General features: G+C 67.2%; 16 protein-coding genes and 1 tRNA gene. 3 read left to right on the top strand and 14 right to left on the bottom strand.

Translation table 11 applies throughout. From position 1 onward, the window contains the following. Positions 1–44: 44 nt before the first annotated feature. Complete coding sequence (locus tag ACMGER_RS11015) at positions 45–1,607, bottom strand: FAD-dependent monooxygenase (RefSeq protein WP_436812189.1); 1,563 nt, start codon at positions 1,605–1,607, stop codon at positions 45–47. Positions 1,608–1,842: 235 nt separating this feature from the next. Beyond that, positions 1,843–3,558: a M1 family metallopeptidase gene (locus ACMGER_RS11010; protein WP_436812188.1), complete on the bottom strand. Its 1,716-nt coding sequence runs from the start codon at positions 3,556–3,558 to the stop codon at positions 1,843–1,845. Between the two features lie 153 nt (positions 3,559–3,711). Here ACMGER_RS11010 and lon point away from each other — a divergent pair, with 153 nt between their 5' ends. The 3 genes from lon (at position 3,712) to ACMGER_RS10995 (ending at position 6,672) form a co-directional block, all read left to right on the top strand. After that, a complete protein-coding gene (gene lon / locus ACMGER_RS11005; protein WP_436812187.1) occupies positions 3,712–6,108 on the top strand; it encodes an endopeptidase La in 2,397 nt (798 codons plus the stop codon). 143 nt (positions 6,109–6,251) lie between these two features. Continuing rightward, positions 6,252–6,524 carry an HU family DNA-binding protein gene (locus ACMGER_RS11000; RefSeq protein WP_233782825.1) on the top strand — a complete coding sequence of 91 codons (273 nt, stop codon included), beginning with the start codon at positions 6,252–6,254 and terminating at the stop codon, positions 6,522–6,524. Between the two features lie 73 nt (positions 6,525–6,597). After that, positions 6,598–6,672: transfer RNA gene (locus ACMGER_RS10995), tRNA-Val, on the top strand. A gap of 210 nt (positions 6,673–6,882) precedes the next feature. Here ACMGER_RS10995 and ACMGER_RS10990 read toward each other — a convergent pair. The 12 genes from ACMGER_RS10990 to ACMGER_RS10935 all read right to left on the bottom strand — a co-directional run bounded on the left by ACMGER_RS10990 (position 6,883) and on the right by ACMGER_RS10935 (position 25,798). Beyond that, positions 6,883–7,920 (bottom strand): arabinan endo-1,5-alpha-L-arabinosidase, encoded by a 1,038-nt coding sequence (locus ACMGER_RS10990; RefSeq protein ID WP_436812186.1) that lies wholly within the window; start codon positions 7,918–7,920, stop codon positions 6,883–6,885. Positions 7,921–7,981: 61 nt separating this feature from the next. Beyond that, positions 7,982–8,926: a family 43 glycosylhydrolase gene (locus tag ACMGER_RS10985; RefSeq protein WP_436812185.1), complete on the bottom strand. Its 945-nt coding sequence runs from the start codon at positions 8,924–8,926 to the stop codon at positions 7,982–7,984. Beyond that, positions 8,926–11,661 carry a TonB-dependent receptor gene (locus ACMGER_RS10980; protein WP_436812184.1) on the bottom strand — a complete coding sequence of 912 codons (2,736 nt, stop codon included), beginning with the start codon at positions 11,659–11,661 and terminating at the stop codon, positions 8,926–8,928. The genes ACMGER_RS10985 and ACMGER_RS10980 overlap by 1 nt, the downstream gene beginning before the upstream one ends. Before the next feature lie 287 nt (positions 11,662–11,948). Next, the gene (locus ACMGER_RS10975; protein ID WP_436812183.1) at positions 11,949–13,115 is read right to left on the bottom strand and encodes an endo-1,4-beta-xylanase; all 1,167 of its coding nucleotides are present in this window, start codon (positions 13,113–13,115) and stop codon (positions 11,949–11,951) included. Positions 13,116–13,132: 17 nt separating this feature from the next. Further along, positions 13,133–14,938 (bottom strand): IlvD/Edd family dehydratase, encoded by a 1,806-nt coding sequence (locus tag ACMGER_RS10970; RefSeq protein WP_436812182.1) that lies wholly within the window; start codon positions 14,936–14,938, stop codon positions 13,133–13,135. A gap of 471 nt (positions 14,939–15,409) precedes the next feature. Further along, on the bottom strand, positions 15,410–16,159 hold the full coding sequence (locus ACMGER_RS10965) for a FadR/GntR family transcriptional regulator (RefSeq protein ID WP_436812181.1): 750 nt from the start codon (positions 16,157–16,159) through the stop codon (positions 15,410–15,412). A gap of 89 nt (positions 16,160–16,248) precedes the next feature. Next, positions 16,249–19,161, bottom strand: a complete 2,913-nt coding sequence (locus ACMGER_RS10960) for a TonB-dependent receptor (protein ID WP_436812180.1) — start codon at positions 19,159–19,161, stop codon at positions 16,249–16,251. A 146-nt stretch (positions 19,162–19,307) separates the two neighbouring features. Continuing rightward, positions 19,308–20,159, bottom strand: coding sequence for a rhamnogalacturonan acetylesterase (locus ACMGER_RS10955; RefSeq protein WP_436812179.1), 852 nt, complete (start codon positions 20,157–20,159; stop codon positions 19,308–19,310). Positions 20,160–20,176: 17 nt separating this feature from the next. Further along, positions 20,177–20,929, bottom strand: a complete 753-nt coding sequence (locus ACMGER_RS10950; RefSeq protein ID WP_436812178.1) for an SDR family NAD(P)-dependent oxidoreductase — start codon at positions 20,927–20,929, stop codon at positions 20,177–20,179. After that, a complete protein-coding gene (locus ACMGER_RS10945) occupies positions 20,926–22,218 on the bottom strand; it encodes an MFS transporter (protein WP_436812177.1) in 1,293 nt (430 codons plus the stop codon). The genes ACMGER_RS10950 and ACMGER_RS10945 overlap by 4 nt, the downstream gene beginning before the upstream one ends. Then, positions 22,215–24,425, bottom strand: a complete 2,211-nt coding sequence (locus tag ACMGER_RS10940; protein ID WP_436812176.1) for an alginate lyase family protein — start codon at positions 24,423–24,425, stop codon at positions 22,215–22,217. The genes ACMGER_RS10945 and ACMGER_RS10940 overlap by 4 nt, the downstream gene beginning before the upstream one ends. After that, positions 24,425–25,798, bottom strand: coding sequence for a polysaccharide lyase 6 family protein (locus tag ACMGER_RS10935; protein ID WP_436812175.1), 1,374 nt, complete (start codon positions 25,796–25,798; stop codon positions 24,425–24,427). Before ACMGER_RS10935 ends, ACMGER_RS10940 begins: the two co-directional genes overlap by 1 nt. Between the last annotated feature and the right edge of the window lie 60 nt (positions 25,799–25,858).

Below are 25,858 nucleotides of genomic sequence, written 5' to 3'. Positions count from 1 at the left end.
TCCCGCCTTCGCGGAATGACGATTCGATCTGGAGCGGACAATCCCTAGGCGGATTCGCGAAGCTCCTTCGGCGCGCCGAACCATCGCGAGGCGGCCTGAGCGGCTTCCTCTTCGTCGGGGGCGGTCCCGCTGGCCCAGGCAACGAATCCGTCGGGGCGCACCAGCACGGCGCTCAGGCCCAGCCGATCCTTGGCATCGGCCGCGACATAGGTGATCCGCCCCTTCCAGCGCCTTGCCAGCGCCTGAAACGGTGCGCGAGAGGCAAAGTCCAGGAATAGGCCTTTGCCCTCGCGCAGGAGCTCGCCGGTCTTCCTGCCGTCGGCCAACTCGAAGTCAGGAACGCTGCGGCCCACGAGCGGATGGTCGCCGCCGAGATCGTAGCGGAGCGAAACGCCCCATACGCGCTCGGCGAAATATGTCGCGCCGTCGCGGGTCTCGACGAGGTCACGGATGATGGCTTCGAGCGCGCGCGTGCTCCGGGTCGGCCGCATGAGCGCGACCTGGGCGCGCGACCAGTCGAGAACCTGCGCGCCCACCGGATGCCGTTCGCTCAGATAGCTGTCGAGCAGGCCCGCCGGCGCATCGCCACGGATCGCGGCAGCCAGTTTCCAGCCGAGGTTCATCGCGTCGCCGAGCCCGAGGTTGAGCCCCTGGCCGCCCAAGGGAGAATGGATGTGCGCGGCGTCGCCCGCGAGCAGCACCCGCCCCTTGCGGTAAGCCGTGGCTTGGCAGGCGCGATCCGTCCAGGTGGTGGCGAGCCGGAGCGCCGTCAGGGTGACGTCCGTGCCGGACACCCGGCGCAGCACCGCCTGCAGGTGATCGAGCGTGATCTGCCGGGACCGGTGGAAAGCGCCTCCATTGAACTCGACCATCGCGATCGTTCCGGGCCGCGCATAGGTGTACATGCCTGTCGGCGTGTAGTGGCGACCCACGCGGAGCGCATCCGGATCGGCCATCTCGACCTCGACGGAATAGCCGGTGAACTCGGGATCGGTGCCGACGAATTCGAAGCCGCCGGCCTTGCGCACCGTGCTGCGGCCGCCATCGCAGCCGACGAGCCAGCGTCCGCGGAAGGTCTCGCCACCGGCGCGAACGGTCACGTCCCCGTCCGAGGGATCGAGATCCTCGACCGGGAGGCCGCGGCGGATCTCGACCCCCATCGCGCCGGCCCGGGCGGTCAGGACGGTTTCGAGCGTCTCCATCGCGACCGCCAGGCTGACGCCCGCCGGACTTGGCAAGCGATACCGCCATCTCGAGGTGTCGATGTCGTCGTGATGGAACTGGATGCCGGCGAAATGGCCGGCCGGGCGGCGTGGCTGCTGCATCCAATGCGCGGCGGCCACGGTGGTGCCGCCCGAGGCGTCGTCCGCACGCTGCGCCGCGGCGATGTCGTCGAGCAACCCGCGACGGTAAAGGGCCTCGAGGGTGGGCGCCGAAAGGCCGCGCATCCCGAACGGAAGCCGCTTCAGAGGGGAGCGCGGGTCTTCGGCCTGCTCCAGCACCAGGACCGAGAGGCCGGCGAGACGCAGCTCGCAGGCGAGGAACAGGCCGACGGGGCCCGCCCCGGCAATCACGACATCATAGAGGGCCGGGTGGTGATCGCGCATGAACTACTCCTCGTCGATGTTCGACCGGAGCGTTCCTCGGGTTCGAGTACCACACGGACGAACGAAGGGGCGCTGGGCAGCGCCCGATGTTCGTCGCGGGGATCTCATGCACGAGGCCAGAGACCAGAGCTTTCGTTACCGAAAGGACTTGGGCTTACCAAACCAAGTCTGCCTTTTCCGACGCGGGCCCTATAGCGTCGCCGCGATCGATCCGCAATTGATAGGGCCGCAACGGCTATTGCGCCTCAGCCCGCCGTTGTGCCTGCACGGCCTCGATCGCGAGCGAACGGCGCAGGATCTTGGCCGTCGGGTCGACGATGATGTGCTCGCCTGCCGGCACGGCCAGCGTACCGGTGCCGTCCGTCATCGGCACGGTCCTCACCGGCCCGTCGAAGCCGATCTGCACCTCGACCGGCATCGGAAAGGGCCGGTTGCCCGGCGTCTTCCACGCCAGCGTCAGCGTGTCGCCGCGACGGCTCTCGACGAGGTCGGGCAGTGCCGCCTCGCTGAGGTAGACGTCGAAGAACCAGCCGTAATCCCTGCCGGTCACCTCGTTGACGATCCGGCGGTACTCGGTGGTCGAGCCGAAGCGCGGCTTGAAGTTGCCCGGTCGCGGATCCGGGCGGCCATAGACGGCCCGCGTCGTCACTTCGAAGAAGGCCTTGTCGCCGATCAGGCTGCGGAGCGTGTGGAGCATCCACGCCCCCTTGTTGTAGATGTCGCCGCCCGGCCCGCCCTTGTCCTCGTCATAGACCTCCTCCTCGGTGCGAACCTGGCCGGAGACGATCGGCGCCTTGTTCCGGATGCCTGCACGCTGGGTCGCCATCATCGCGGCGTAGCGGGCCTGGCCTTCGCGCCACAGCCCGTAGAGCGGCTGCATGTAGCTGCCGTAACCCTCGTGCAGCCAGTAATCGTCCCAGTTGGCGGCGGTGAGCTGGTTGCCGAACCATTCGTGGCTGAACTCGTGATGGAACAGCCAGTCGAAGCCTTCGGGCGCCTTCTTGTAGCCGTTGCCGTAGGCGTTGATCGTCTGATGCTCCATGCCGAGGTGCGGGGTCTCGACCACGCCCATCTTCTCGTCGCCGAAGGGGTAGGGGCCGATCAGCGTCTCGAAGAAGTCGAGCGTCGGCGCGAATTCGGCGAACAGGCCCTTGGCCTGCGCCTCCTCGCCCGGCAGGTACCAATATTGCATCCTGATCGTGTTGCCGAAGCGGCTCCTGTAGTCGCCCTCGATCAGCTCATAGGGCGCGATGTTGAGCGCGATCGCATAGGTATTGGGGTGCTTGACGCTCCAGTTCCACCTCGTGCGGCCGTCGGGCAGCGTGTCGACGCCCTCGAGCACGCCGTTGGACGGCGCCTTCAGCCCCTTGGGCACGGTGATGTGCAGGTCCACGCGATCGGGCTCGCCGCTCGGCATGTCGAGGCAGGGCCAGAACAGGTCGCAGCCCGATCCCTCGGTGGTGGTGGCGATCCAGGGGCGGCCATCCCTGGTTCTCGCCCAGACGATGCCGTCGTCCCACGGCGCGCGGACGGCGACATGGGGCGTGCCGCCATAGGTGAGCCTGGCGGTGACTTTTCCGCCTGCCGGAACTGGGGCGGGCAGGCTGACGGACAGCCGGCCCTCCGGATTGGTCCAGGCGCCGGGCTTCAGCGGCGTGCCGTCGATCGCGATGGCGCTCACCGGCAGGTTGCGGTCGAGGTCGATCAGCAGCCGGGTGAGCGGCGCCTTGGCGGTGAAGGCGAGCGTGGCGACACCGGCGATCGTCTCCTTGTCGGGGAACACCTCGATCGCGAGGTCGACGGTGTCGAGCTGGAGCTTCGCCTGCTCCGGGTCGACCGGTCCGCCCGATCGCTGCGTCAGCGCGGTGACTTCGGGCTTGCCCTTTTCGGGCGCGGCGAGTGCCGAGGATGTGGTGAGCAGCGCCAGCGCGGCGAGGGAATGGAGACGCATGGGACGGACTTTCGACTTCGGTGACGGCAGGGACGAATGCGCGGCCTCGCGGTCCTCGGGCTGTGTCATAGTTCCGACGGCGGATTGATGCGCCCGGCATCGGCACCATATAAAGCAGGAGATCGGCCCGGTTCTGGGCCACCCGGAGTTTCCATGAAGCAGTCCTACCCCGTTCTTCCCCTTCGCGACATCGTCGTCTTCCCCCATATGATCGTGCCGCTGTTCGTCGGACGTGACAAGTCGGTCGCGGCGCTCGAATCCGCGATGGCGAGCGACAAGGAGATCCTGCTGATCGCGCAGCTCGATCCGTCCGAGGACGATCCCGGCCGCGACGACCTCTACGACACCGGCGTCACCGCCGAAGTGATGCAGCTCCTCAAGCTGCCCGACGGCACCGTGCGCGTGCTGGTGGCGGGCAAGGAGCGCGTGCATCTGGAGACGCTGGAGAGCGCGGGCGATCACCTCGTCGCGACCGTGACCCGCGTCGAGGGGGAGGAGGCGACCGGCTCCGAGGTGCAGGCGCTGATGCGTTCGGTGGTCGAGCAGTTCGAGAACTACGCCAAGCTCAACCGCAAGCTCCCGGCCGAGACCGCGGTGCAGCTCTCCGAGCTCGACGATCCCTCGCGCCTCGCCGATGCGGTCGCGGGCAACATCGCGGTCAAGGTCGCCGACAAGCAGGCGCTGCTGGTCGAGACCGATCCGCAGAAGCGGCTGGAGATGGTGTTCGCCTTCATGGAGGGCGAGCTCGGCGTGCTGCAGGTGGAGAAGAAGATCCGCTCGCGCGTCAAGCGCCAGATGGAGAAGACCCAGCGCGAATATTATCTGAACGAGCAGCTGAAGGCGATCCAGCGCGAGCTCGGCAACGAAGGCGAGGACGGCGACGGCAATGAGGTCGCCGAGCTCACCCAGAAGATCGCGACGCTGAAGCTCAGCAAGGAGGCGCGCGCCAAGGCTACGTCCGAGCTCAAGAAGCTCAAGACCATGGCGCCGATGAGCGCCGAGGCGACGGTGGTGCGCAACTATCTCGACGTGCTGCTCGGGCTGCCGTGGGGCAAGAAGTCCAAGATCAAGAAGGACATCGCTGCCGCGCAGGCGGTGCTCGACGAGGACCATTATGCGCTGGAGAAGGTCAAGGACCGGATCATCGAGTATCTCGCGGTCCAGGCGCGCACCAACAAGCTCAAGGGCCCGATCCTGTGCCTCGTCGGCCCGCCCGGCGTCGGCAAGACCTCGCTCGGCAAGTCGATCGCCAAGGCGACCGGGCGCGAGTTCATCCGCCAGTCGCTGGGCGGCGTGCGCGACGAGGCCGAGATTCGGGGCCACCGCCGCACCTACATCGGCTCGCTGCCGGGCAAGATCGTGACCAATCTGCGCAAGGCCGGCACGTCGAACCCGCTGTTCCTGCTCGACGAGATCGACAAGCTCGGCCAGGATTTCCGCGGCGACCCCGCCTCGGCGCTGCTCGAGGTGCTGGATCCCGAGCAGAACAACAAGTTCAACGACCATTACCTGGAGATCGACATCGATCTTTCGGACGTGATGTTCGTGACGACGGCGAACACGCTCAACCTGCCGCAGCCGCTGCTCGACCGCATGGAGATCATCCGGCTCGAGGGCTATACCGAGGATGAGAAGGTCGAGATCGCCGAGCGGCACCTGATCGCCAAGCAGGTCGAGGCGCACGGGCTCAAGGACGGCGAGTTCACGCTGACCCAGGAGGGGCTGCGTGCGCTGATCCAGAAGTATACCCGCGAGGCGGGCGTGCGCACGCTGGAACGCGAGATCGCCAAGCTCGCGCGCAAGGTGCTGCGCCGCATCCTCGAAGGCAAGGCGGAGAGCGTGACGATCACGCCCGACAACCTCGCCGAGTTCGCGGGCGTGCAGAAGTTTCGTCACGGCCTGGGCGAGGAGGAGCATCAGATCGGCGCGGTCACCGGCCTCGCCTGGACCGAGGTCGGCGGCGAGCTCTTGACGATCGAGAGCGTGACCGTGCCCGGCAAGGGCGCGATCAAGACCACCGGCAAGCTCGGCGACGTGATGAAGGAATCGGTCGAGGCCGCGTTCAGCTTCGTCAAGGCGCGCTCGCCCAGCTACGGCATCAAGCCGAGCCTGTTCGGCCGCAAGGACATCCACGTCCACCTGCCCGAGGGCGCGGTGCCCAAGGACGGGCCGTCGGCCGGCATCGGCTTGGTCACCTCGATCGTCTCCACGTTGACCGGCATCCCGGTGCGGCGCGAGATAGCGATGACCGGCGAGGTGACGCTGCGCGGCCGCGTGCTGCCGATCGGCGGGCTCAAGGAAAAGCTCCTCGCGGCGCTGCGCGGCGGCATCCAGACGGTGCTGATCCCGATCGAGAACGAGAAGGACCTGGCGGAAATCCCGAACAACATCCGCGAAGGGCTGGAGATCGTACCGGTCAAGCACGTCGACGAGGCGCTGCGCCTCGCGCTGGTCGAGCCGGTCACGCCGATCGATTGGAGCGAGGCCGACGAGCTTGCTACGCAACCGCCGCAGGGTGTTCCGCCGGCGGGCGAGGCCGTGCATCACTAAGGATTTCGACATCGTTTCGGCTCCGTTCGGCCGGAAAGATGCCGAAAATCCTTTGACTCGGCCGCTCGAGCGGGCCTTATTGATCGTTCGGCCGGCGGCCGCGATTCTTTTCGGCGTATCAGGTAAACGGGGGATTCCAGGGCATGAACAAGCAGGAACTGATCGGACAGGTCGCTGACGCATCGGGCCTCGGCAAGGGCGATGCCAGCCGCGCCGTGGAAGCGGTGTTCGACGCGATCGCGAGTGCGCTCAAGAAGGGCGACGAAGTGCGCCTCGTCGGCTTCGGCACCTTCTCGGTCAGCAAGCGCAAGGCCTCGACCGGCCGCAACCCGCGCACCGGCGAGCCGATGACGATCAAGGCCTCGTCCCAGCCCAAGTTCAAGGCCGGCAAGGGCCTCAAGGACTCGGTGAACTGATTTTATCCGCGGGCCGCGCGGCTTGGGGCTGGACAGCAGGTCCGCCCCCGCCTAAAGGCCCGCTTCCCGTTTCGGGCGCGTAGCTCAGTGGTAGAGCACTGTGTTCACACCGCAGGGGTCGCAAGTTCAATCCTTGCCGCGCCCACCATGTCATCCCCTCGGAAGCAGGCCGTTCTCGGCGGCTCCGAGGGCGGTGCTCTCCCCTCGATCATAGCGCGGACAGACGCGAGGATTGTGCTCCTGCGAAGGCAGGAGCCTTGGCCGCAAGCGATAGGCCCGTGATCCACGGCGCCTGCTTCCGCAGGAGCACGATCCCGTTTCATCCCGACAAATTCTGGATGCGCCGGCGAGCGGAGGATCAGGTCAGCGCCGAAGGCCAGCCGTCGGCGCTCCAGCTGAGCTCGGCGATGCGCAGGGTCGGGACGGCGCCATGCTCGGTATCATAGGCGTGATAGACGATCAGGTCGCGGTCGCCGTCGCGATACAGGCCGCAATGGCCGGGGCCGCGCCAGCGTGAGGAGGCCCATGGCCGCTCGACGATCACCGCGGTGCCGTAGCCGTCCATCATCGCCTTGCCGTCGCGGCCGACATAGGGACCGGTCACCTGCTTCGAGCGGCCGACGGCGACGTAATAGTTGCTCGCTTCCTTCCTGCAGCAATAATCGTAGCTGGCGAAGAGATAGTACCAGCCGTCGTGCTGAAAGATGAAGGCGCCCTCGACGGGGTTGTCGCCGCCGGTAGGGGCGGGGCGGTAGGCGATCGAGTGGATCGTCCTGTCTCCGGGCCGGGGCTTGCCCGTCGCCTTGTCGAGCGGGATCAGCTTGAGGCCGCTCCAGTAGCTGCCGAATGCGAGCCAGTGATCGCCCGCGGCGTCGATCACGAAATTGGCGTCGATCGCGTTGTAGGTGCCGCCCTCGAAGGTCTCGACCACCATGCCGTGGTCGGTCCAGCCATAGTCCGGGGAGTTGCGATCGAGCGTCCTTGTCGTGGCGAAGCCGATCGCGGAGCGCATACTGCCGCCGGTCGAGACGGCGTAGTAGAGGCGGAATCGGCCGTCGACATGGGAGATGTCGGGCGCCCACATGCTTTCGGCTTTGGGGATCGCCGCCTTAGCCCACGCCGGCACCGCATCGAACGGATCACCGTTGTCGCGCCAGCTCGCCAAATCGTTGGACACGCGCCATGTCACCGACGGCCGCTTGCTCCACCCGCCGGAGCCGAACACATGGTAGGTGTCGCCTTCGCGGATGATGACCGGGTCGTGGATCGGCGTCAGATCTCCAGTGAGCTTCGCGTTGAGCGAATTGGGCGACATGCTTTGCGCGAACGCGAGGCTCGCCCCGCCCGTGCCGAGCGCGGCGCCTCCGATCAGCAGACTGCGACGGTCGATGCGCATATCGGGCTCCTTTCAATCAGCGGACGGGCAAGCGGGTCCGGTTCGTTGCCGCCAAGGCCGATCAATGCGGCGAATTCCTTCCGTCCGTCATCCTGATCGGCAGGATCGATCCGTCGCTTGCATAGCGGACGCGCTCGATCGCGACCTGGCGCTCGCCCCGATAGGGGCCTTCGCCGGGCGGTCGTTCCCAACGGTGATAGACGATCAGCCACTCGCCGTTGCGCCGGACGAAGCTGTGGTGGCCGGGTCCCTGATGGCTCGCGTCGCCGGTCAGGATCGGTCCGCGATAGGTCCACGGGCCGGTCGGCGACGGCGAGGTGGCATAATGGACCGAGTAGCTCGGTCCGTTCCATTTGCCGTGGCTGTAGGAGAGATAGTAGAGCCCGTTCCGCTCGTGCATGAACGCCCCTTCGGTGAATTGGGGCGGCTGGTCGACCTGCACCTCGCGGGCGATCGTCACCATATCGGGCTTGAGCTCGAACACCCGGAGCGTGGCGCCGGCGCTGCCGCCGGCGTAAAGATAGGGCGTCCGCGTCCTGGGATCGATGAACACCATCGGGTCGATCGCCTCGAACCCGTTGCCGCCGGTCAGCAGCGGCTTGCCGCTGTCCCGATAGGGCCCTTCCGGACGATCGGCGACGGCGACCCCGATCCGGCTGGGCGTCGGATTCTGCGGACCCACCGAATAGTAGAGATACCATTTGCCGTTCCGCGTCGCGACGGCGGGCGCCCACAGGAAATGCTCCGGCGCGCCGTCGTCGTCGATCCACTCGATCGCGTCGCGGCGGATCAGCACCCCGCGGCTCTTCCAGTGGACGAGATCGCCGCTGGACCAGGCGCCGAACCGGTCGGCGGTCCAGCTTCCGCTGGGGCCGCCGGTCGGGAATATCCAGAGCTCGCCGCCGATCATGACGGCGTGCGGATCGGCGCCCTGGAACTGCGGATTGTCCGCATGAGCCGGGGTGGCGGCAAGGATTGCCGCCACCGCCAGGCCGAGCCGTCTCATCAGAAGCGCGCCCGGAAGCCGACCGCGTAGATACTGTCGTCGGTACGGGTATCGCGGATGAAATAGCTGTCGTTGATGTAGCTCTGGTAGCGCGAGCGCAGCACGTTGGTGCCCTCGACCGTCAGAGTGAGATTCGGTGTCACGTCGACGCCGAGGCTGAAGTCGAGGCGGCCGTTGGGGCGGACGTAGTTCAGCCAGGTGTCGGTGCCGACCGGGCGCACGTCGCCCGCGCCGCTGCGGTCCTCGTCGAAATATTTCGAGCGATAGGTGTAGACCACACGGCCGGAGATGCCGTGGCGGTCGTACAGCAGGCCCAGGTTGAAGTTGTATTTCGACACGCCCTGGAGCGGGAAGCCCGACAGGTCGTCGCCCACGCCGATCTCGCTGTCTGCATAGGTGAAGTTGCCAAAGGCGCCGAAGCCGGCCAGGTCGCCCGGCAGGAAATCGAAGAAGGTCTGGGCGCTGACCTCGATGCCCTTGAGCTTCGCCCGGCCGACGTTGCGCGGCCGGGAGATATTATATTCGATGCCGTTGATCGTCTCGACATCAACGCCGTTCACGACGCGGTTCTTGATGTCGCGATAATAGCCGCCGATCGCCAAATAGCCCGACGACCAATAATATTCGAGCGTGGCGTCGAAGCTGTCCGACATCTGCGGCAGCAGGTTCGGATTGCCGCCCGAGCCGCTGTTGCGGATGTTGGGATTGGTCGAGACGATATAGTTGAGGCCCGGATTGAGCGATGCGAACGCCGGTCGCGCCAGCGTCTTGGCATAGGTGAATCGGGCCTGAAGGCCGCCGCCGAACTGGATGCGCGCGCTGGCATTGGGCAGCCAGTCGGTATCGCTCTTGCTTGCGGTCGTCGTCACCGGATCGCCGTCGACGACGCCTGTGCCGGTGATGTCGCGATCGGAGCGCGTATAGCGGACGCCGATCTTGCCATCGACGCTGATGGCGCCGCCGAGCGGGATCTCATATCCGACCTGCGCATAGGCGGCGTAGGTCTTCTCGTTCGCCTCGAACCGGCGTGTCGGGTCGAACGGCGGCCGACCTTCCGGCGCGCCGAAATAGTCGCGCAACAGCGCCTGCCCTTCGTCCGACAGCAGATAGGAACGGCTGGGGATCAGGAACGGTGCCCCGCCGTTGATCTGGGGAATGCCCGGCGCGCGCACGAAGAAATCGTCCGGAACGCCCGCCGCGGTGACCGGCGTGTTGCCCGAGCCGCCCGGGGCGCCGACGCCGAGCTGCACCTGCTGGTACAGCGCGCCGCGATCGGCATAGCGGCCGCCGAACTCGATCGTCTTGATGATCCCGCCGACGTCGTAGCTGCCATCCAGCTTGGCGGCGAACAGGTCGCCCTTCGCGCGCAGATAATCCTGGAACAGGCCGTTGAAGAAGGTGTAGCCGGTCGGATCGATCATCGGATTGCCCGGCGCCGTCACGGCCGGCGAATGATCCGAGCCAGTCAGATCGAGCGACACCGAATCCACCTTCTTGCCGGTGTCGACGATGAACGTCTCATTGTTGACGATCGATTCCTGATAGGAAAGATCGAGCGCCAGATGCGCCCGGTCCGCGTCGTACTTCACGCCGAACGCCGCGAGATAGCTGTCGGTCTTGTGGTTCTTCGCCTGCGTGCTGGTGAAGGAGTTGGTGTTGTGGAACCGGCCCGAGGTCAGGTTGCAGAGCTGCTGATCGGTGTATTCGTTGTTCAGGACCTGATCGGAGTTGGCGTTGAACCCGTCGCCGTTCACCCGTGCGGTGAAGCAGTTGTCGTCGGTGCCGATATCGGAGACGCTATCGGAATTGAACAGCTGATACTCGTAGAAGGCCGTCGAGAATTTGCCGCGATAGGCGGAATAGAGGCCGTCCACATATAGCTGCAGCTCCGGCGTCGCCTGCCACTGGATCGACCCGTTGGCCTGCGGGCGCGAATAGCTGCCGAACTCGTTCAGGCCGCCTGTCGAGATCGGGATCGCGTACCCGTCGCCGCCATTCAGATGGTCGCCCGAACGCCGCTCCGCGACATAGTTGACCGGCCGGTTGAACTTCATGTCGTACCACGACACGTTGAGCAGCACGCCGATCTCGCCGATGCCGGTGTCCCAGCGGTCGGTGGCGAGGGCGCTGATCTGCGGGCTCAGCTTCTCGGCGTTCGACGCATAGTTGAGCTTGCCGCTGACCGCGAAGGTCGGTTTGTTGTAGTTGAACGGCTTGTTGAGGCGCAGGTCGATCATGCCGGCGACGCCGCCCTCGATCAGGTTGGCGGTGTTCGACTTATAGACGTCCGCACGCGCCAGCGCCTCGGCCGGCAGGTCCTGGAACGCGAAGCCGCGCCTTTCGGCGGTGAAGATCTCGCGTCCGTCGAGCGTGGTGAGGATGTCATCGAGGCCGCGGATCAGCGGATTGACGATCTCGTTGTTGGAGCCGACGGTCACCTGGACGCCGGGCACGCGCTGGAGCGCCGCCGCCGTGGTCGGATCGGGGAACTTGCCGATGTCCTGCGCGACGATCGAGTCGACCACCTGCGGCGCATCGCGCTTGATCTCGGCGGCGCGGGCCAGGCTGGCGCGGATGCCGGTGACGACGATATCCTCGGACGTGTCCGCCTGATCGCCGGTTTCGGCGGGGGCGGGCGGGGGTGTCTGCTCGGTCTGCGCCAGCGCAGGAGCGGCCCATGCGCACAGCAGCACCGCCGCCGAAGACGCGCCGAGCAACGTGGATTTGCGGATCATACTCTCTCCTCCCTACAAGGCCCGTTCGGGCCGATTATCGGTTCTACATGTCTCAAACTGATTTATATGACAAGTATTATTTATGGCTAGACATGGGCTTCGATAGGGTTGAATCGCTGGAATGTGCAAGCCCCTCCCCTTCAGGGGAGGGGTTAGGGGTGGGGCCTATCCACGGGCGACCTGCTTGCGGTGCTGCCCCACCCCAACCCCTCCCCTAAAGGGGAGGGGCTTAGAAAAGGTCGCGCGTGCAAGCCTGATCGAACTCGAGGCTAGAGCCGATCCCGCGCCTATTTGCGGGTCAGCGACGGCACCACGCCCTTGGGCGCCGCGCTGTAGGCGCGCAGCATGTCGGCTTCGGCCTGACGATAGGGCGTGCCGTCGGCGCGCAGCACCTCGTGGAACCAGACGGTCGGCTCGTCGAAGGTGTAGGGCTTCTTCCAGCTGTCCCACGGCAGCCGCGTCTGGGTCTTGCCGTCGACGAAGCCCCAGTTGACCATGCCGATGTCGAGCCGCTTGGCGATCGGCAGCGAACCGTCGAAGGTCGATCCGGCGCCGCGCGCCATATATTCGGTGCAGATGACCGGACGGCCATAGCTCAGCATCTGGCGCGCCCGCTGCTCGAACTTCTCCGGCCAGTTGTAGTCGTGGAAGGTCAGAACGTCGGACCGTGCGATCTGGATCGTCTCGACCGCATCCAGCGTCTCGGCGCGGTCCCAGCTGTCGCCGATCCACAGTCCCGAGGTCAGCGGCTGGCTGGGATTGGCCGACTGCGCCCAGTCGAACACCTTGCCGAGCAGGCCGGCGACGAGCTGCTTCTTGTTCGGCGTCGGCTTGTAATTGCCGCCGCCTTCGTTGTTGGGCTCGTTCCACACGTCCCAGGCGAGCACGCGCTTGTCGTTGGCGAAGCTGCCGACGATGTCCTTCACATAGGCTTCGAGCTTGTCGTACTGGGCGGTGTCCGCGAGCCGCGCCGCGCCCGGGCCCTGCACCCAGCCCGAATTGTGGACGCCGGGGATCGGCGGATGCTGCTTGCCGGCGACCGGGTTGGGATCCCAGCAGCTGTCGAACAGCACGAACATCGGCTTGATCTTGTGCTTGGCCGCGATCGTCAGGAAAATGTCGATGCGCTTCTTGAGCCCCTCCGGATCGTTCTCCCACAGTAGATTGTGGAGGAAGACGCGCATCGTCGTCATGCCGAGGCCCTCGGCCCAGCCGAGCTCCTTGTCGATCGTCGCGGGATCGAAGCTGTCGGCCTGCCACATCTCGAGCTGGTTGATCGCGGTCGCCGGGGCATAGTTGGCGCCGAGCAGCCAGGGCTGGGCGTCGTACCAGCGCTTCGCCTCGGCCTTGGTCCACAGGTCGCGCGCGGCGGCGGGCGTGGCGGCGCCGAACGCGAGCGCGGCGGCAGCGGCGGCGGCAAGGAAACGGGTCGTCATCGGGCGGATTGCGGTCATCCTCTCGTCCTCTTTGGTCAGTGGCTGTCGCGGGGCAGGCCGCGGGTCTGGGCGATGCGCTGATATTTGACGGCGCTCTCGATCACCGCGCCGGTGTCGAACTGGCCGATCAGGTCGCGATGGATTTCCTGCCAGGGGGTCTGCGATTCGGGGATCAGCCGGGCCTCGACGTCCGCCGTCTCCTCGCGGCGGCGGGCGAGCTCGGTCTCGTCGACCAGCATGTCGGCGCGGCGGCGCCTGAGGTCGATGCGGATGCGGTCGCCGGTGCGCACCAGCGCGAGCCCACCGCCGACCGCCGCCTCGGGCGCGGCGTTGAGGATCGACGGGCTGCCGCTCGTCCCCGACTGGCGCCCGTCGCCGATGCAGGGCAGGGCATGGATGCCGGCGCGGATGAGGGCGGCGGGCGGGCGCATGTTCACCACCTCGGCGCCGCCGGGATAGCCGATCGGGCCGGCGCCGCGCATGATCAGGACGGTGCGTTCGTCGATGCCGAGTGCGGGGTCGTCGATGCGCGCGTGATAGTCCTCGGGCCCGTCGAACACGACGGCGCGGCCCTCGAATGCCTCGGGATCGGCGGGGTCGGACAGGTAGCGCGCGCGGAACTCGTCCGAGATCACCGACAGCTTCATCACCGCGCCGTCGAACAGATTGCCCGACAGCACGGTGAGGCCGGCCGCGGGCTTGAGCGGTGCCGCGAGCGGGCGGATCACCGCCTCGTCCTCGATCCGCGCCTCCGCCACATTGTCCGCGACGGTGCGGCCGTTGGCGGTGAGCGCGGTGCCGTCGATGAGGCCGGCGCGAAGGAGCTCGCCCATCACCGCGGGCACGCCGCCGGCGCGGTAATAGTCCTCGCCGAGATACTCACCCGCCGGCTGGAGGTTGACGAGCAGCGGCACGTCGGCGCCATGCACCTCCCAGTCGGCCAGCGTCAGCTCGACGCCGATGTGGCGGGCGATCGCGTTGAGATGGATCGGCGCGTTGGTCGAGCCGCCGATCGCCGAGTTCACCCGGATCGCGTTGAGGAAGGCGGCGCGGGTCAGGATGTCGGACGGCTTGCGGTCGCCATGGACCATCTCGACGATCTGCCGCCCGGTCTCCCACGCGCATTGCTGGCGGTCGCGATAGGGAGCGGGGATCGCCGCCGAGCCGGGCAGCGACATGCCGAGCGCCTCGGTCAGCGAATTCATCGTCGTCGCCGTGCCCATCGTGTTGCAATAGCCGGTCGAGGGGGCGGACGAGGCGACCAGCGCGATGAAGCCCTTGTAGTCGATCTCGCCGGCCGCGAGCAGCTCGCGCGCCTTCCACACGATCGTGCCCGATCCGGTGCGCTCGCCCTTGTACCAGCCGTTGAGCATCGGCCCGACCGACAGCGCGATCGCCGGGATGTTCATCGTCGCGGCGGCCATCAGGCAGGCGGGGGTGGTCTTGTCGCAGCCGATCGTCAGCACCGCCCCGTCGAGCGGATAGCCGTGGAGCGTCTCGACCAGGCTCAGATAGGCGAGGTTGCGGTCGATCCCTGCGGTGGGACGCTTGCCGGTCTCCTGGATCGGATGGGTCGGGAATTCGAGCGGAATGCCGCCCGCCTCGCGGATACCCTCCTTCACGCGCTCCGCCAGCACCAGATGATGGCGGTTGCACGGGGCGAGGTCGCTGCCGGTCTGGGCGATGCCGATGATCGGCTTGCCCGACTGGAGCTCGGCGAGGCTGAGGCCGTAGTTGAGGTAACGTTCGACGTAGAGCGCGGTCATGTCCGGATTGTGAGGGTTATCGAACCAGGCGCGGGACCTGAGCTTCGTGCCGCCCTCGTTGCTGCCGTCGCTCATCGCTACTCCTATCGCCACACCCGATACTATGTAGGAAGATTAAAAGCATATATATCTTATAAAAACAACAAGCATGAGGATGGCAAGGCTCGAATCAGCGCCACGCCTTCAGTGGTAATCGTCGTCGGGGCGAAGCTGCGTACACGGCAGCGCGGCTTGCAATGTAGGATTTCGCCTGCTTGGCTCGCCCGGTCCGAGCCGCGCAAGCGCAGGGTCGCTCTTTGATCCCGTCGATTCTTTTCCGTGCCGCGCCTATCCCGCGTCCCAGGCGCATCGGCCCGCAAAACACATAGCCTGAGTCAATTTAGTCAAGATTTTTGGGAAGGGGCCGACCTCGGAAGGCCTCATCCGGACAGGGCCCGTTCTACCTATGACTTTCGTGACCTTCGACGGATTTCCGCGGGTTTCCGGCGCCTGTCCTGAAGCCCTGCGACCTACGCCAGGGCGATAAGAAGCCGTAAATACGCCGGCTCAGGACAGCTGCGCGCTCATCAGGAAACGGGCGCGGCTGGCCTCGGACTTGCGGCGTAGTTCCTGAAGCTCGCGCTGTTCGGTCGCATCGATCATTGCCTCGAGCAGCCGCCCGAAATGCTGGCGCATCGCCACGCGGGCGGCCTGCGGGTCGCGCGCCCGCAGCGCCTCGACGATCGCGACATGCTCCTGGTGCCGGGTCGGTCCGTCGTGGTGGCAGACGGTGGCGTAGGTGGTGCGCACCTCCGCGATCTCGGTGCGCATCCGCCACAAGCTGCTGATCACATGGATGATCGCCTGATTGTCCGAGGCCGAGGCGATCGTCAGGTGGAAATCGCGATCGGCGTCGGTCGCGCGATCGCTGTCCTCGTCGTCGTCTTCGGACATTTCCGCGAGCAGCCGCTCCAGCCGCGCGATCTGCTCGTCGGTGATGATCGGCGCCGCGAGCGCCGCCGCCTCGGCCTCGAACAGCGACCGCGCCTCGGTCAGCTCGAAGGCGGTGATCGGCGGGAACTCGCTCGTGCGCGTCATGGCGGCGTCGGTGACGTAGACGCCCGAGCCGGTCTTGATGCGGACGAGGCCGGTCGCCTGCAGCGCGATCTCGGCCTCGCGGATGGTGACGCGGCTGACGCCGAAGCGCTCGGCAAGCTCGCGCTCGCCCGGCAGGCGCGAGCCGGGCGGGAACTCGCCGCGGTCGACCAAATCCGCGATACGCTGCGCGATTTCCTGAAAGAGCCGGCGCTCCGCCATGCCTGTCGTCGTCCTCCTATGCGTGGGCGATTGTCATACCGGTGCCGGATCAAACATCAAGCGCGTGACAGGCCAATTGTGCGCCTCGCTCACAGGCGAACGCGCAGGCCGATGAAATATTTCGAACCGTAATAGTGATATTGCCGGCTGCTGCCGAGCACCGGCATGTCGGTGACCTTGGGCTCGTCGAACAGGTTGAGCGCCTCGAAGCGCAGCGAGACGTTGCGGTTGATGTTGTACGAGGCCCGGAGGTCCAGCGTCTCGGCCGCGCGGACGAAGCGGAGCTGCGAATTGCCGCCGATGAAGTCCTGGTAATAGCCCGAGCGGTAGTTGCCGATCGCCTGCAGCGACAGCCCGCCGACCTGGTAATAGAGCTGCGCCGACAGCACGTCCCTCGAATAGCCGTTGAGGTTAGCCGGCGGAATCATGCCGGGCGTGACCGTGCCGGTCACCGAATCGAGCACGTCGCCGAGCCGGATGTCGTAGTTCTTGAAGTTCGACAGCGCGTGATCGTAGCTGATCTTGGTGCCAAGCCCGTCGAACGGCGCCGGCAGCCAGGAGAAGCGGTTGGCGAGCGTGATCTCCAGCCCGTAGACGGTGCTCTTCGCGTCGCTGTTGATCCGCTGGGTGACCGGCACCGTCACCGTCTCGCCGCCGATCTCGAAGTCCTCGTCGATCGCGACCGGCAGGAAGCCGCCGGCGAAGCGCTTGTAGTAGATCGTGCCGGCCAGCATCGTGTCCTTGTTCGGATACCATTCGAGCGCGAGGTCGCCGTTCCACGACATGATCGGCTTGAGGCCGGGGCTGCCCTCCGCAAGGATGTTGTCGATCGCGTCGGCGATACTGTCGAAATCGGTGCCGTCCTCGAGCGTGATCGAGCGGCCGGCGGCGAGATCGCTCGGCGCCGGGCGCGACATCGCGCGATAGACCGCCGCGCGCAGGATCACGTCGCGGGCGAGGTCGAAGTTGGCGTTGATGCTCGGCAGCGCACGGAAATAATGATTGGTGAGGCGGACGGTGTCGAAGTCGCCGTTCTCATCGAGACTGATCGAGCCGTCCGGGTTCTGGATCACGTCGAGGCCAGCGCGCAGGCCGATCGAGGTGACGCGGGTGTCGACGAAGCGCACGCCGAAGTTGCCGCGCACCGGCAGGCTGCCGAGCGCACCCTTGTACGAGGCCATGACATAGCCGGCCCAGACGTTCTCGCGCACGTCGGCGTTGGTGACCGAGCGGAGGTCGTCGTTGGGGCCCGGATCCTCGGTGCCGAGATAGTTCCGGAACTGGCAGAGCGTGTCGTAGGTCGCCCAGCTGGTGATCGACTGGACCGGCGCGCCCGACAGATAGTCGCGCTGCGGGAAGGGCCGGCGGCAGGCGAGGCTGACCGCGCGGTCGAGGGCGCGGTCGTCCTGGGTCAGCTCGACACGGTCGTCGTAGGCGGTGTAGCGGCGGTGCGAGAAACGCAGCCCCGCCTCGATCTTGCTGAGGAAGCCGTCGAGGTCGTAGCCGGCGTCGAAGCGCGCGGCGATGATGTCGTCGGTCTTCTCCTCGTCGTCGCGGCGGAAGCGCGCATCGTCGCTGAACAGCGACCAGTCGTTGGGATCGAAGCGCGGATCGAAGCTGACCGCGGTCGCGAAGCCGCCACGCGCGTCATAGACCCAGGGGATGCGCTGGTTGTTGACCGGCGTGCGCTGCCCGTCGATGTCGAGCGGATCGGTGCGCAGGCGCGTCTGGCGCTCGATCGTGCTGCGCTCGGTCCGCGACCAGGAGACGTCGCTGCTCAGCGTCAGCCGGTCGGTCGCGCGCCAGGTCGCGCTGCCGCCGATGCCGACATATTTCTCGTCGCGCGTGAGATAGTTGCCGTTCGCCTCGACCGATGAATTGCCCTCCGCGTAGAGCAGCCGGTGCTGGTCGTCATATTGGACGTTGTGGAGGTTGCGCGTCGCCTCCGAGATGTTGAGGTCGTGGCGGTCCTCGGTGTAGTCGCGCTTCGAATATTGGAAGTCGAGGTTGATATCGAGCCGGCTCGACGGCTGCCACTGGACCGAGCCCATGATGGCATCGCGCTTGTCCTCCTCGGTGATCTGGCGGAAGGTCAGCGAGTTGGGCGCGAGGTAGAAGGGGGCGCCCGCCGCGGCTTGCTCGCGGCTCACCTGGTTGCAGCTGGCGGTGCTGGGACGCGTCGGATCGCAGGCGAGCCAAGTCGAGCTCGCCGCCACCGTCTCCTCGGGATTGTTGACGTCGTTGCGCTGGACGCCGATCGCGATGCCGATGTCGCCGAGCGCGCCTGCGTGGAACTGGTCGACGTAGCTCAAGGTGCCGCGCCAGCCCCACGCGCTCGCGCCGGTAATGCGGTCCTGATAGGGGTTGTAGTTGGCCTTGACCTCGGCCTGGATCAGCCGCTTGCCATAGTCGAGCGGGCGCAAGGTACCGAGCTCGATCGTGCCGGCGACGCCGCCTTCGATCAGGTTCGCCTGCTGCGACTTGTAGATCTTGATGCCGTTGATCAGCTCGGACGGGAACTGGTTGAAGTTGACCGAGCGGTCGCCGCTGCCGTTGGTCGCCTCGCGGCCGTTGAAGGTGGTGTTGCTGAGGAACGAGCCGAGGCCGCGCAGCGCGATCTCGGTCGCGCCGCCCTTCTCGCGGTGGGTGGTGGCGCCGGTGATCGTCTGGATCGCCTCGCCGATCGACAGCGCCGGCAGGTCGCCGATGTCCTCGGCGCTCAGCGCGTCGACGATCGCGGTCTCGGTGCGCTTGACGTTGATCGAGGTCTGGATGGTCTCGCGGATGCCGCGGACGACGATGTCCTCCTGCTGCTCTTCGGTCGGGGCGGTGGATGGCTGACCGGATGTCGTCTGCGTCGAAGGAGCGGGATTCGCCTCCTGCGCGAGCGCCGGCTGTGCCACGCCGAAGGTGATACCGGCGACGCCGGTCAGCAACGCGATTCGGGTCCGCCGCGCAAATGCGTTCGACGAAACGCTACCGAGCCGCACGATACCCATCATCCATCCTCCCGATTATGTTTATTCCTGTCGATGCGCTTTTGCCCGACCAATTGTCAAGGCGATTATCAATACCGATGGGACGGCAATGTCCATACCAGTTTGCGGACCGTTCAGTCGAATGAGGGGCGCGCTTGCGGCGCGCCGAGTCAGGGCACGAGCTGGCTGCGCAGCTCCGGAACCACGGCCGCGAGATCATCGGCGACCATCGCGGAGAAGACGCGCGCACCGGTATCGCCGACATGGGTGTAGTCGAACTTGCGCCCGTAGCTGCCGCGCGGACCGGTGGCGGTGTGCGGCGGATCGGGCTGGCGCGCCTGCTCGGCCGCTCGCGGCTCGAGCGTGGTGCCTGCCTGCGCCGCCGCCAGCTCCTCGGGCTGCGGCTCGGCCATCGCCAGCCTGGCCGCCTCGACCGGCCCGAGCTTCTGCACCAGCACGGCGCTATGGGCGTTGAGGTCGACCAGCGGCACCTGCAGCGCGGCCGCGACCTTGCGGACCTCCGCCGCCCAGGGCTCGAGCGTGTTGTCGAGCTTGCCGCCACGGAATGTCCGGCGTGACAGCGGCGTCAGCAGCACCGGCTCGGCGCCGGCCGCGCGCACCTCCTCGACCATGCGCCTCAAATTGGCGGGGAATTCGGTGGCCATGTCGGTCCAGCGTTCGGGCTTGGTCGACTGGTCGTTGTGGCCGAACTGGATCAGCACCCAGGTCTTGCGATAGCCGGGTACCTTCACCTCGTTCATGGCGAGATCCCATGATCCTTCGGCGCGATAACTGCGCGTCGAGCGGCCGCCGCGGCCGAGGTTGAGGCAGGCGATCGACGACTTGACGTGCTCGGCGCAGAACATCGACGCCCAGCCGCTGCCCGGTGCCATGGTGGAGTCGCCGACCAGGATGATCTTGTAGGCGCCGATCGGCGGCGCATCGGTGCGCTCGCGCGGGCCGGTCCGTGCCGCGGCGGCGCTTGCGACCAGCGACAGCACCGCCGCTGTTCCGAATATCACCCTCGTGCCGAACCTCCTCACGAGAAGAACAGGCCGCCGTTGATGTCCATGTTGACGCCGGTCAGGAACGACGCCTCCTCGGACGCCAGGAAGGCAACCGCCGCCGCGACCTCGTCGGGGTTCCCCTCGCGTCGCAGCGGCGTGTTGCCGGCGACGGCGGCGCGGCCCTCGGGCTTGGAGAAGATGTCGTGGAAGCTGGTGCCGATCAGTCCCGGGCAGAGCGCGTTGACGCGGATGCCTTGCGGCCCGAGCTCCTTGGCGAGGCCGCGGGTGAAGCTCATCAGCGCACCCTTGGCCGTGGCGTAGATGGTCGCACCCGGCCCGCCGCCGTCGCGCCCGGCGAGGGACGACAGGTTCACGATCGCGCCGCCCTGGCCCATGTGGGGCAGCACCGCCTTCGTCACCAGGAAGGCCGAGCGCAGGTTGAGGTCCATCACCGTGTCGAAGAAGGCGGCGTCCATCTCGGCCAGCGTCTTGCGCGCGACCATGCCGCCGGCGACGTTGACCAGCACGTCGATGCGCTCGCCGAATGCCTTGGTCGTCGCATCGACCAGCGCCGCCACCGCGTCCGCGTCTGTCACGTCGCCCTGCGCCAGCAGCGCGGCGCCGCCTGCGGCTTCGATCTCCTTCACCGTCGCAGCTGCGGCCGCTTCATCGCTGCGATAGTTGACGACGACGCGCGCGCCCTCCGCCGCCAGCCGCAACGACACCGAGCGGCCGATATCCCGCCCGCCGCCGGTGACGATCGCGACCTTGTCCTTGAGCTTCATGCGTCGAACCCTTTCGATGATGGTGAGATGGAAGAGGGAGCAGGGCGGCTGCGCCCGAGCAGCCACACCGCGAGCACGCCGAGCGGCACGATCGCCGCGCCCAGCGCGAAGATCGGCGCATAGCCCTGCTTGGTCATGACCGGCACCAGCCAGGTGGTGATGAGCGTCCCCGCGACCGCGGCGGTGCCGCCGATCCCGGCGAGCGTGCCGACCGCGCCGCCGGCGAAGTAATCGCTCGGCAGCGTCTGGATGTTGTTGATCGCGATCTGGAAGCCGAACAGGATCACCGCGATCAGCAGCACCGCGTAGAGCGGGCTCGCCGCCGTCATCGTCAGCAGCAGCGCCGGCAGCATGATCGCGCCGCCGAGCGTGATCGCGACCAGCCGCGCGCGCAGCACCGGCCAGCCACGCCGGATCAGCGCTCCCGACAGCCAGCCGCCGCCGAGGCTCCCCAGCATCGCGCCGACGAACGGCACCCAGCCGAACAGGCCGATCTGCTGCACGTTGAAATGGAAGGTCTCGGACAGGTAGATCGGCAGCCAGGAGACGAACAGCCACCACACCGGATCGAGGAAGAAGCGCGACAGGATGATCGCCCAGCTCTGCTTGAAACGGAGAAGGCCGAGGATGCCCGGCGCGCCCGCATCCTCGCTTGCCTCGCGGGGTGCGTCACCGGCGATGTGCGCGCGCTCGGCGTCGCTCAGCCAGGGATGCGCATCGGGGTCGCCGCGATAGAGCCATAGCCACGGCAGCAGCCAGGCGAAGCCGAGCAGGCCGACGACGAGGAAGGTCGCCTGCCATCCGAACAGCGAGTAGAGCCAGGCGACCAGCGGCGCCGCGACGATCGCGCCGATCGCCGCGCCGGAGTTGAAGATGCCTTGCGCCAGCGCCCGCTCGCGCTGGGGGAACCAGAGCGCGTTGGCCTTGGCCGCGCCGGGCCAGGTCCCCGCTTCGCTGACGCCGAGCGTCACGCGCAGCATCGCCAGCGCGCCGATCGAGCGGACCAGCGCGTGCGCAGCGATCGAGGCGGACCAGACGAAGATCGAGACGACGAATCCCAGTCGCGTGCCGATCACGTCGAGCAGCCGCCCGAACAGCGACTGGCCGACCGCATAGGCGATCATGAACGCGGTCACGAGCAGCGCGTAATCGGCCTTGTCGGCGCCGATGTCCTTCGACACCGCCGGCCACATCACCGCCAGCGCGTTGCGGTCGATGTAGTTGATGACGGTCGCCAGCGCGATCAGGCCGATCACGAACCAGCGCAGGCCCCGGATCGGGCGGGTCACTTGGCGGCGCCGTCGAAGCGGGCGAAATGCCCCTTCCACTCGACCGTCCGGCCGTCGATCGTCGCGCGGTGCGTCGCGGCGGGATCGGCGGAGTCGGCGATGGCGAGCGTGATCGTGCCGCCGCCGACCAGGTCGATCGCGATCAGGTCGCCGTCATCGCCCCCGGCATGGCGGAGCGCCGCGATCCGGCTGCTGCTGCCGACCGTGGTCTCGGCCGAGGGATCGTAGATGCCGTGCGGCTCGAGCAGGTTGACGAATTGCACGTCCTTGCCGGTCACGCGCTCGATCAGCAGCGGTTCGCGGCGCAGGTTGAAGTTGGGATCGTTGGCGCCGCTCTCGACCAGGATCACCTGCGCGCCGGCGGGCGGCAGCATCCGATAGGTGTAGAAGCGGTCGTCCGTCATCCAGGTGAGCGCTCCGCCGCCCGCGGGCAGCGTTCCGGTCGCGTCGACCCAGATGTGCTGATAGCCGGCCTGCCTGCCGAGCACCGGCCGCTCCGCGACGTTGGAGCGGATCGGGAAGCCGACGTCGGTGATGTGCCCGTTGTAGTGGAGCGGCAGGTCGTAGGTGGCCTGGCCGTCGCCCTTCACGCTCATCAGGTCGACGACGAGCGGGCTCGCCATGCCGGCGACGGGAAGCTGCACCAGCGTGCGGCGGAAGGTGACGCCCGGCCAGGCGCCTGCCATCTCGGCGGTGCTGACCTTGGTCGGGCCGTCGCCCGAGAAGAAGACCTGCCTGGGTGCCAATGTCTGGCCGACCTTCCACTTGCCGCCGAACTGGCTGGTCTCGTTCACCACCAGCGTGTTGTGGGCGACGCTCTGCTTCGCCCAGCTCTCGTTCTCCTTGAGGTAGCGGCCGCCGCTCTTGCTCTCGACGTTGAGGAAGCGCGCCGCGCCATAGTCGACGACGATCGGATGGCCGTTGTCGTAGAGGAGCCAATTGAGCTTGTCGAAATGGCCGTGGCCCATGCCCATCGCGCTGTTCTTGGCGAGCAGCGTCTGGCCCTTGTCGGAGGCGCCCGCGCGCATCACCGCCAGCCCGCCCTGGCTGCCGTCCGGTCCGTCGCGGAACAGCGCCGACGCGAAGGGGAAGGGCTTGGCCTTGCCCGCGGCGACGTCGCGCGCCACCGTGAGGCCGTCGGGGCTCAGCACCGTCCGTCCCTGCCACTCGGCAATCGACAGCAAGGCCGGGTCCTGCGTGACGCCATAGCCGATCGCGACCGCCTGATAGAGCTCGTCGGTTTTGAGGCTCTTGTCGGGCATCGCGTCGTTGATCGGGAAGAAATAGCCGTCCTGGGTGAGCTGGATCGCGGTGGTGATCGCCTTCACCAGCACGCCGTCGCGGTACTGGAAGATTTTGAGGCTCGGGTCGTTCTCCGAGATCACCCGCGCGAACAGCACGAAAGGCAGGAGGGCGTAGCGCTGGTAATAGGGACCCTCGGTGTAATAGCCGTCGGGCGAGAACAGCAGGTCGACCTGGCGCAGGAAACCGGTCTTGCCGCTGAGGTCGCTGCCCTTCAGCGCCTTGTCGACCAGGGCGTGGTCGCGCAGCACATAGCCGACCATGCCGACCGCCGCGCACGACCAGGTCGCGTGGTTGTGGATCAGGTCGAAGACGCGGACCTGCTCCTCCGACAGGAATCTCGCCATCGGGCGGAAGACCCGGTCGTCGATCGCCCCGCGGTCGGCCGGCGTCAGCGTGTCGCGGATGGCGTCGTAGCCCTGCACGGCATAGACCACCCAGACGCTGTCGTTGAGGCTCTGCCAGAACAGCTTGCCATATTCCTCGTTGGAGGCGGCGGGATGCTTGCCGAGCGTGGGATAGAGCTTGGCATAGGCGAGCAGCATGGTGCGGGCGTAGTCGGCATAGGCGCGCTCGCCGGTGACGCGGTAGAGCAGCCCGGCGCCGTAGATCAGCATGTAGTTGCGCTTGTGCTGCTCATGGGTGAAGCCGCCGCCGGGGTCCTTCGGAACGGGCACGTCGATCGGCCGGCGCATCGCGGCATCGACCTCGGCGCGGACGCGGCGCAGCTCGGCGGCGAACAGCGGATAGCGTGCGCCTTCTCCGGCCATCGCGGCCATGCCCCGCGGATCGAGCAGCACCGGAGCGGCTGCCGTATCGGCCTGACCTACCGTTGCGGATATCGCCGTCCCCGGCGCCGCCGTCGCCAGCAGCGCCAACGCGATCGCCGGCCTCATCATGCGCATCAACTCTCCTCCCTTGTCGTCTCGGTCGTCGCCGGTTTCGGATACCAGTCCACCCCCACCGCCTCGCGATCGAACGGCGCGAGGTCGCGCGGTGCGCCGATCGCGGTCAATGCCGGGTCGGCGGGGTACAGCAGCCCGTTGGCCGCGCGCTCGAGACGGACGGGTCGTTGGGCGATGTCGAGCTCGAGCGGTCCCCGCCGGCCCGCCTGCTGGACGCTATCCTCGAAGCGGATGCCGTCGATCGCGCCTTCCGTGCGGAAGGGATCGTCGCCCCGGTTGACGATCAGGTTGGCGACGAAACGCGTCGATCGCGGCGCCACGGTGCGCTCGCGGTCCGCGCCCATCGCCAGCGTGATCCGCGCCGCCTCGATCACGCTGTTGTTGGCGATCAGCGCGTCGGTCACCGGCGCATAGCGGTTGAGCGGCGAGGTGGGCACGCCGTTCATCACCGCGATCGCGCTGGTGAAGTCGGTGCCGGCGAGCCTCTCCATATAATTGCCGCGCACGGTCTGGCGGGCATTGATGATGCGCACGCCGCCGGTCCTTTTGACCCCGCGGCCGAGGAAGATGTTGCGCTCGACAAGGTTGCCGTGGCCGTGGCGGAGGACGACCGCGCCCTGCGATGCGACGAACATGTTGCGGCGGACGATATTGCCGCCCGACTTGACCGAGACGATCTCGGCCTCGCCGTCGCAGCGCTCGAAATAATTGTTCTCGACGATCGTCCCGGAGTCGCTCTGCGATTCGGCGCTGGTGCCGATGCGGATCGTTTCGCCGCCGTTGCGGCCGAGCGGCGGGCGCAGACCGAAATAATTGTGGTCGATGCGGTGACGATTGGCGAGCGGCCATCCCGCCTCGCGCACCACCACCATCATCGCACCGGCATTGGTCTTGCCGACGAAGTGGCTGTGGTCGACGCGGTTGTCGCTGCCGAACAGCGACACCCAATGGTCGGCGCGGTCGCGGCCGGGCGGATTGAAGCGGTCGATCACGATTCCGGTAAGCCGCACATGCTCCGCCCAGCGCTTGCCGTCGCGAAGCTCGATCACCGCTTTACCGGGCGCGTGGCCGTCGCGGAACACCAGCCCGGAGACGACGAGGTGCCGCCCCGCGACGCTGAGGCTGGAACGGCCGGCGAGCACGACCTTGCCGGGATGCTGCGCGGCAAGGGTGATCGGCTGATCGGGCGTGCCGGCGGCCGAGAAGCGGATGGCGAAATCACGCCACTCGCCGTCGGCGAGCAGGAGGCGATCGCCGGGGCGCAGCGCCGCGACAGCCTCGGCATAGCCCTGACGATCACGCACCAGCCGGTCGCGAGCGGCCGCCGGGAGCGCCGCGAGACATGCCGCTATGCCCAACCAGGCCGCCCTCATATCCTCCACCCACGATCGATAATTGCTGTTGGCCTAACAGCGTGCCGCGGCGCAGGCAAG

The sequence above is a fragment of the Sphingomonas astragali genome (assembly GCF_051400615.1).
In the GTDB taxonomy this organism is placed as follows: domain Bacteria; phylum Pseudomonadota; class Alphaproteobacteria; order Sphingomonadales; family Sphingomonadaceae; genus Sphingomonas.
The sequence above is the reverse complement of the archived record's forward strand: the minus strand, read 5'-3'. Positions and strand labels throughout refer to the sequence as shown.

What these genes read in the sequence shown, in the direction of transcription:
- ACMGER_RS11015 (WP_436812189.1), bottom strand. Translation starts at nt 1,607, where the DNA reads ATGCGCGATCACCACCCGGCCCTCTATGATGTCGTGATTGCCGGGGCG.
- ACMGER_RS11010 (WP_436812188.1), bottom strand. Translation starts at nt 3,558, where the DNA reads ATGCGTCTCCATTCCCTCGCCGCGCTGGCGCTGCTCACCACATCCTCG.
- lon (WP_436812187.1), top strand. Translation starts at nt 3,712, where the DNA reads ATGAAGCAGTCCTACCCCGTTCTTCCCCTTCGCGACATCGTCGTCTTC.
- ACMGER_RS11000 (WP_233782825.1), top strand. Translation starts at nt 6,252, where the DNA reads ATGAACAAGCAGGAACTGATCGGACAGGTCGCTGACGCATCGGGCCTC.
- ACMGER_RS10990 (WP_436812186.1), bottom strand. Translation starts at nt 7,920, where the DNA reads ATGCGCATCGACCGTCGCAGTCTGCTGATCGGAGGCGCCGCGCTCGGC.
- ACMGER_RS10985 (WP_436812185.1), bottom strand. Translation starts at nt 8,926, where the DNA reads ATGAGACGGCTCGGCCTGGCGGTGGCGGCAATCCTTGCCGCCACCCCG.
- ACMGER_RS10980 (WP_436812184.1), bottom strand. Translation starts at nt 11,661, where the DNA reads ATGATCCGCAAATCCACGTTGCTCGGCGCGTCTTCGGCGGCGGTGCTG.
- ACMGER_RS10975 (WP_436812183.1), bottom strand. Translation starts at nt 13,115, where the DNA reads ATGACCGCAATCCGCCCGATGACGACCCGTTTCCTTGCCGCCGCCGCT.
- ACMGER_RS10970 (WP_436812182.1), bottom strand. Translation starts at nt 14,938, where the DNA reads ATGAGCGACGGCAGCAACGAGGGCGGCACGAAGCTCAGGTCCCGCGCC.
- ACMGER_RS10965 (WP_436812181.1), bottom strand. Translation starts at nt 16,159, where the DNA reads ATGGCGGAGCGCCGGCTCTTTCAGGAAATCGCGCAGCGTATCGCGGAT.
- ACMGER_RS10960 (WP_436812180.1), bottom strand. Translation starts at nt 19,161, where the DNA reads ATGATGGGTATCGTGCGGCTCGGTAGCGTTTCGTCGAACGCATTTGCG.
- ACMGER_RS10950 (WP_436812178.1), bottom strand. Translation starts at nt 20,929, where the DNA reads ATGAAGCTCAAGGACAAGGTCGCGATCGTCACCGGCGGCGGGCGGGAT.
- ACMGER_RS10940 (WP_436812176.1), bottom strand. Translation starts at nt 24,425, where the DNA reads ATGCGCATGATGAGGCCGGCGATCGCGTTGGCGCTGCTGGCGACGGCG.
- ACMGER_RS10935 (WP_436812175.1), bottom strand. Translation starts at nt 25,798, where the DNA reads ATGAGGGCGGCCTGGTTGGGCATAGCGGCATGTCTCGCGGCGCTCCCG.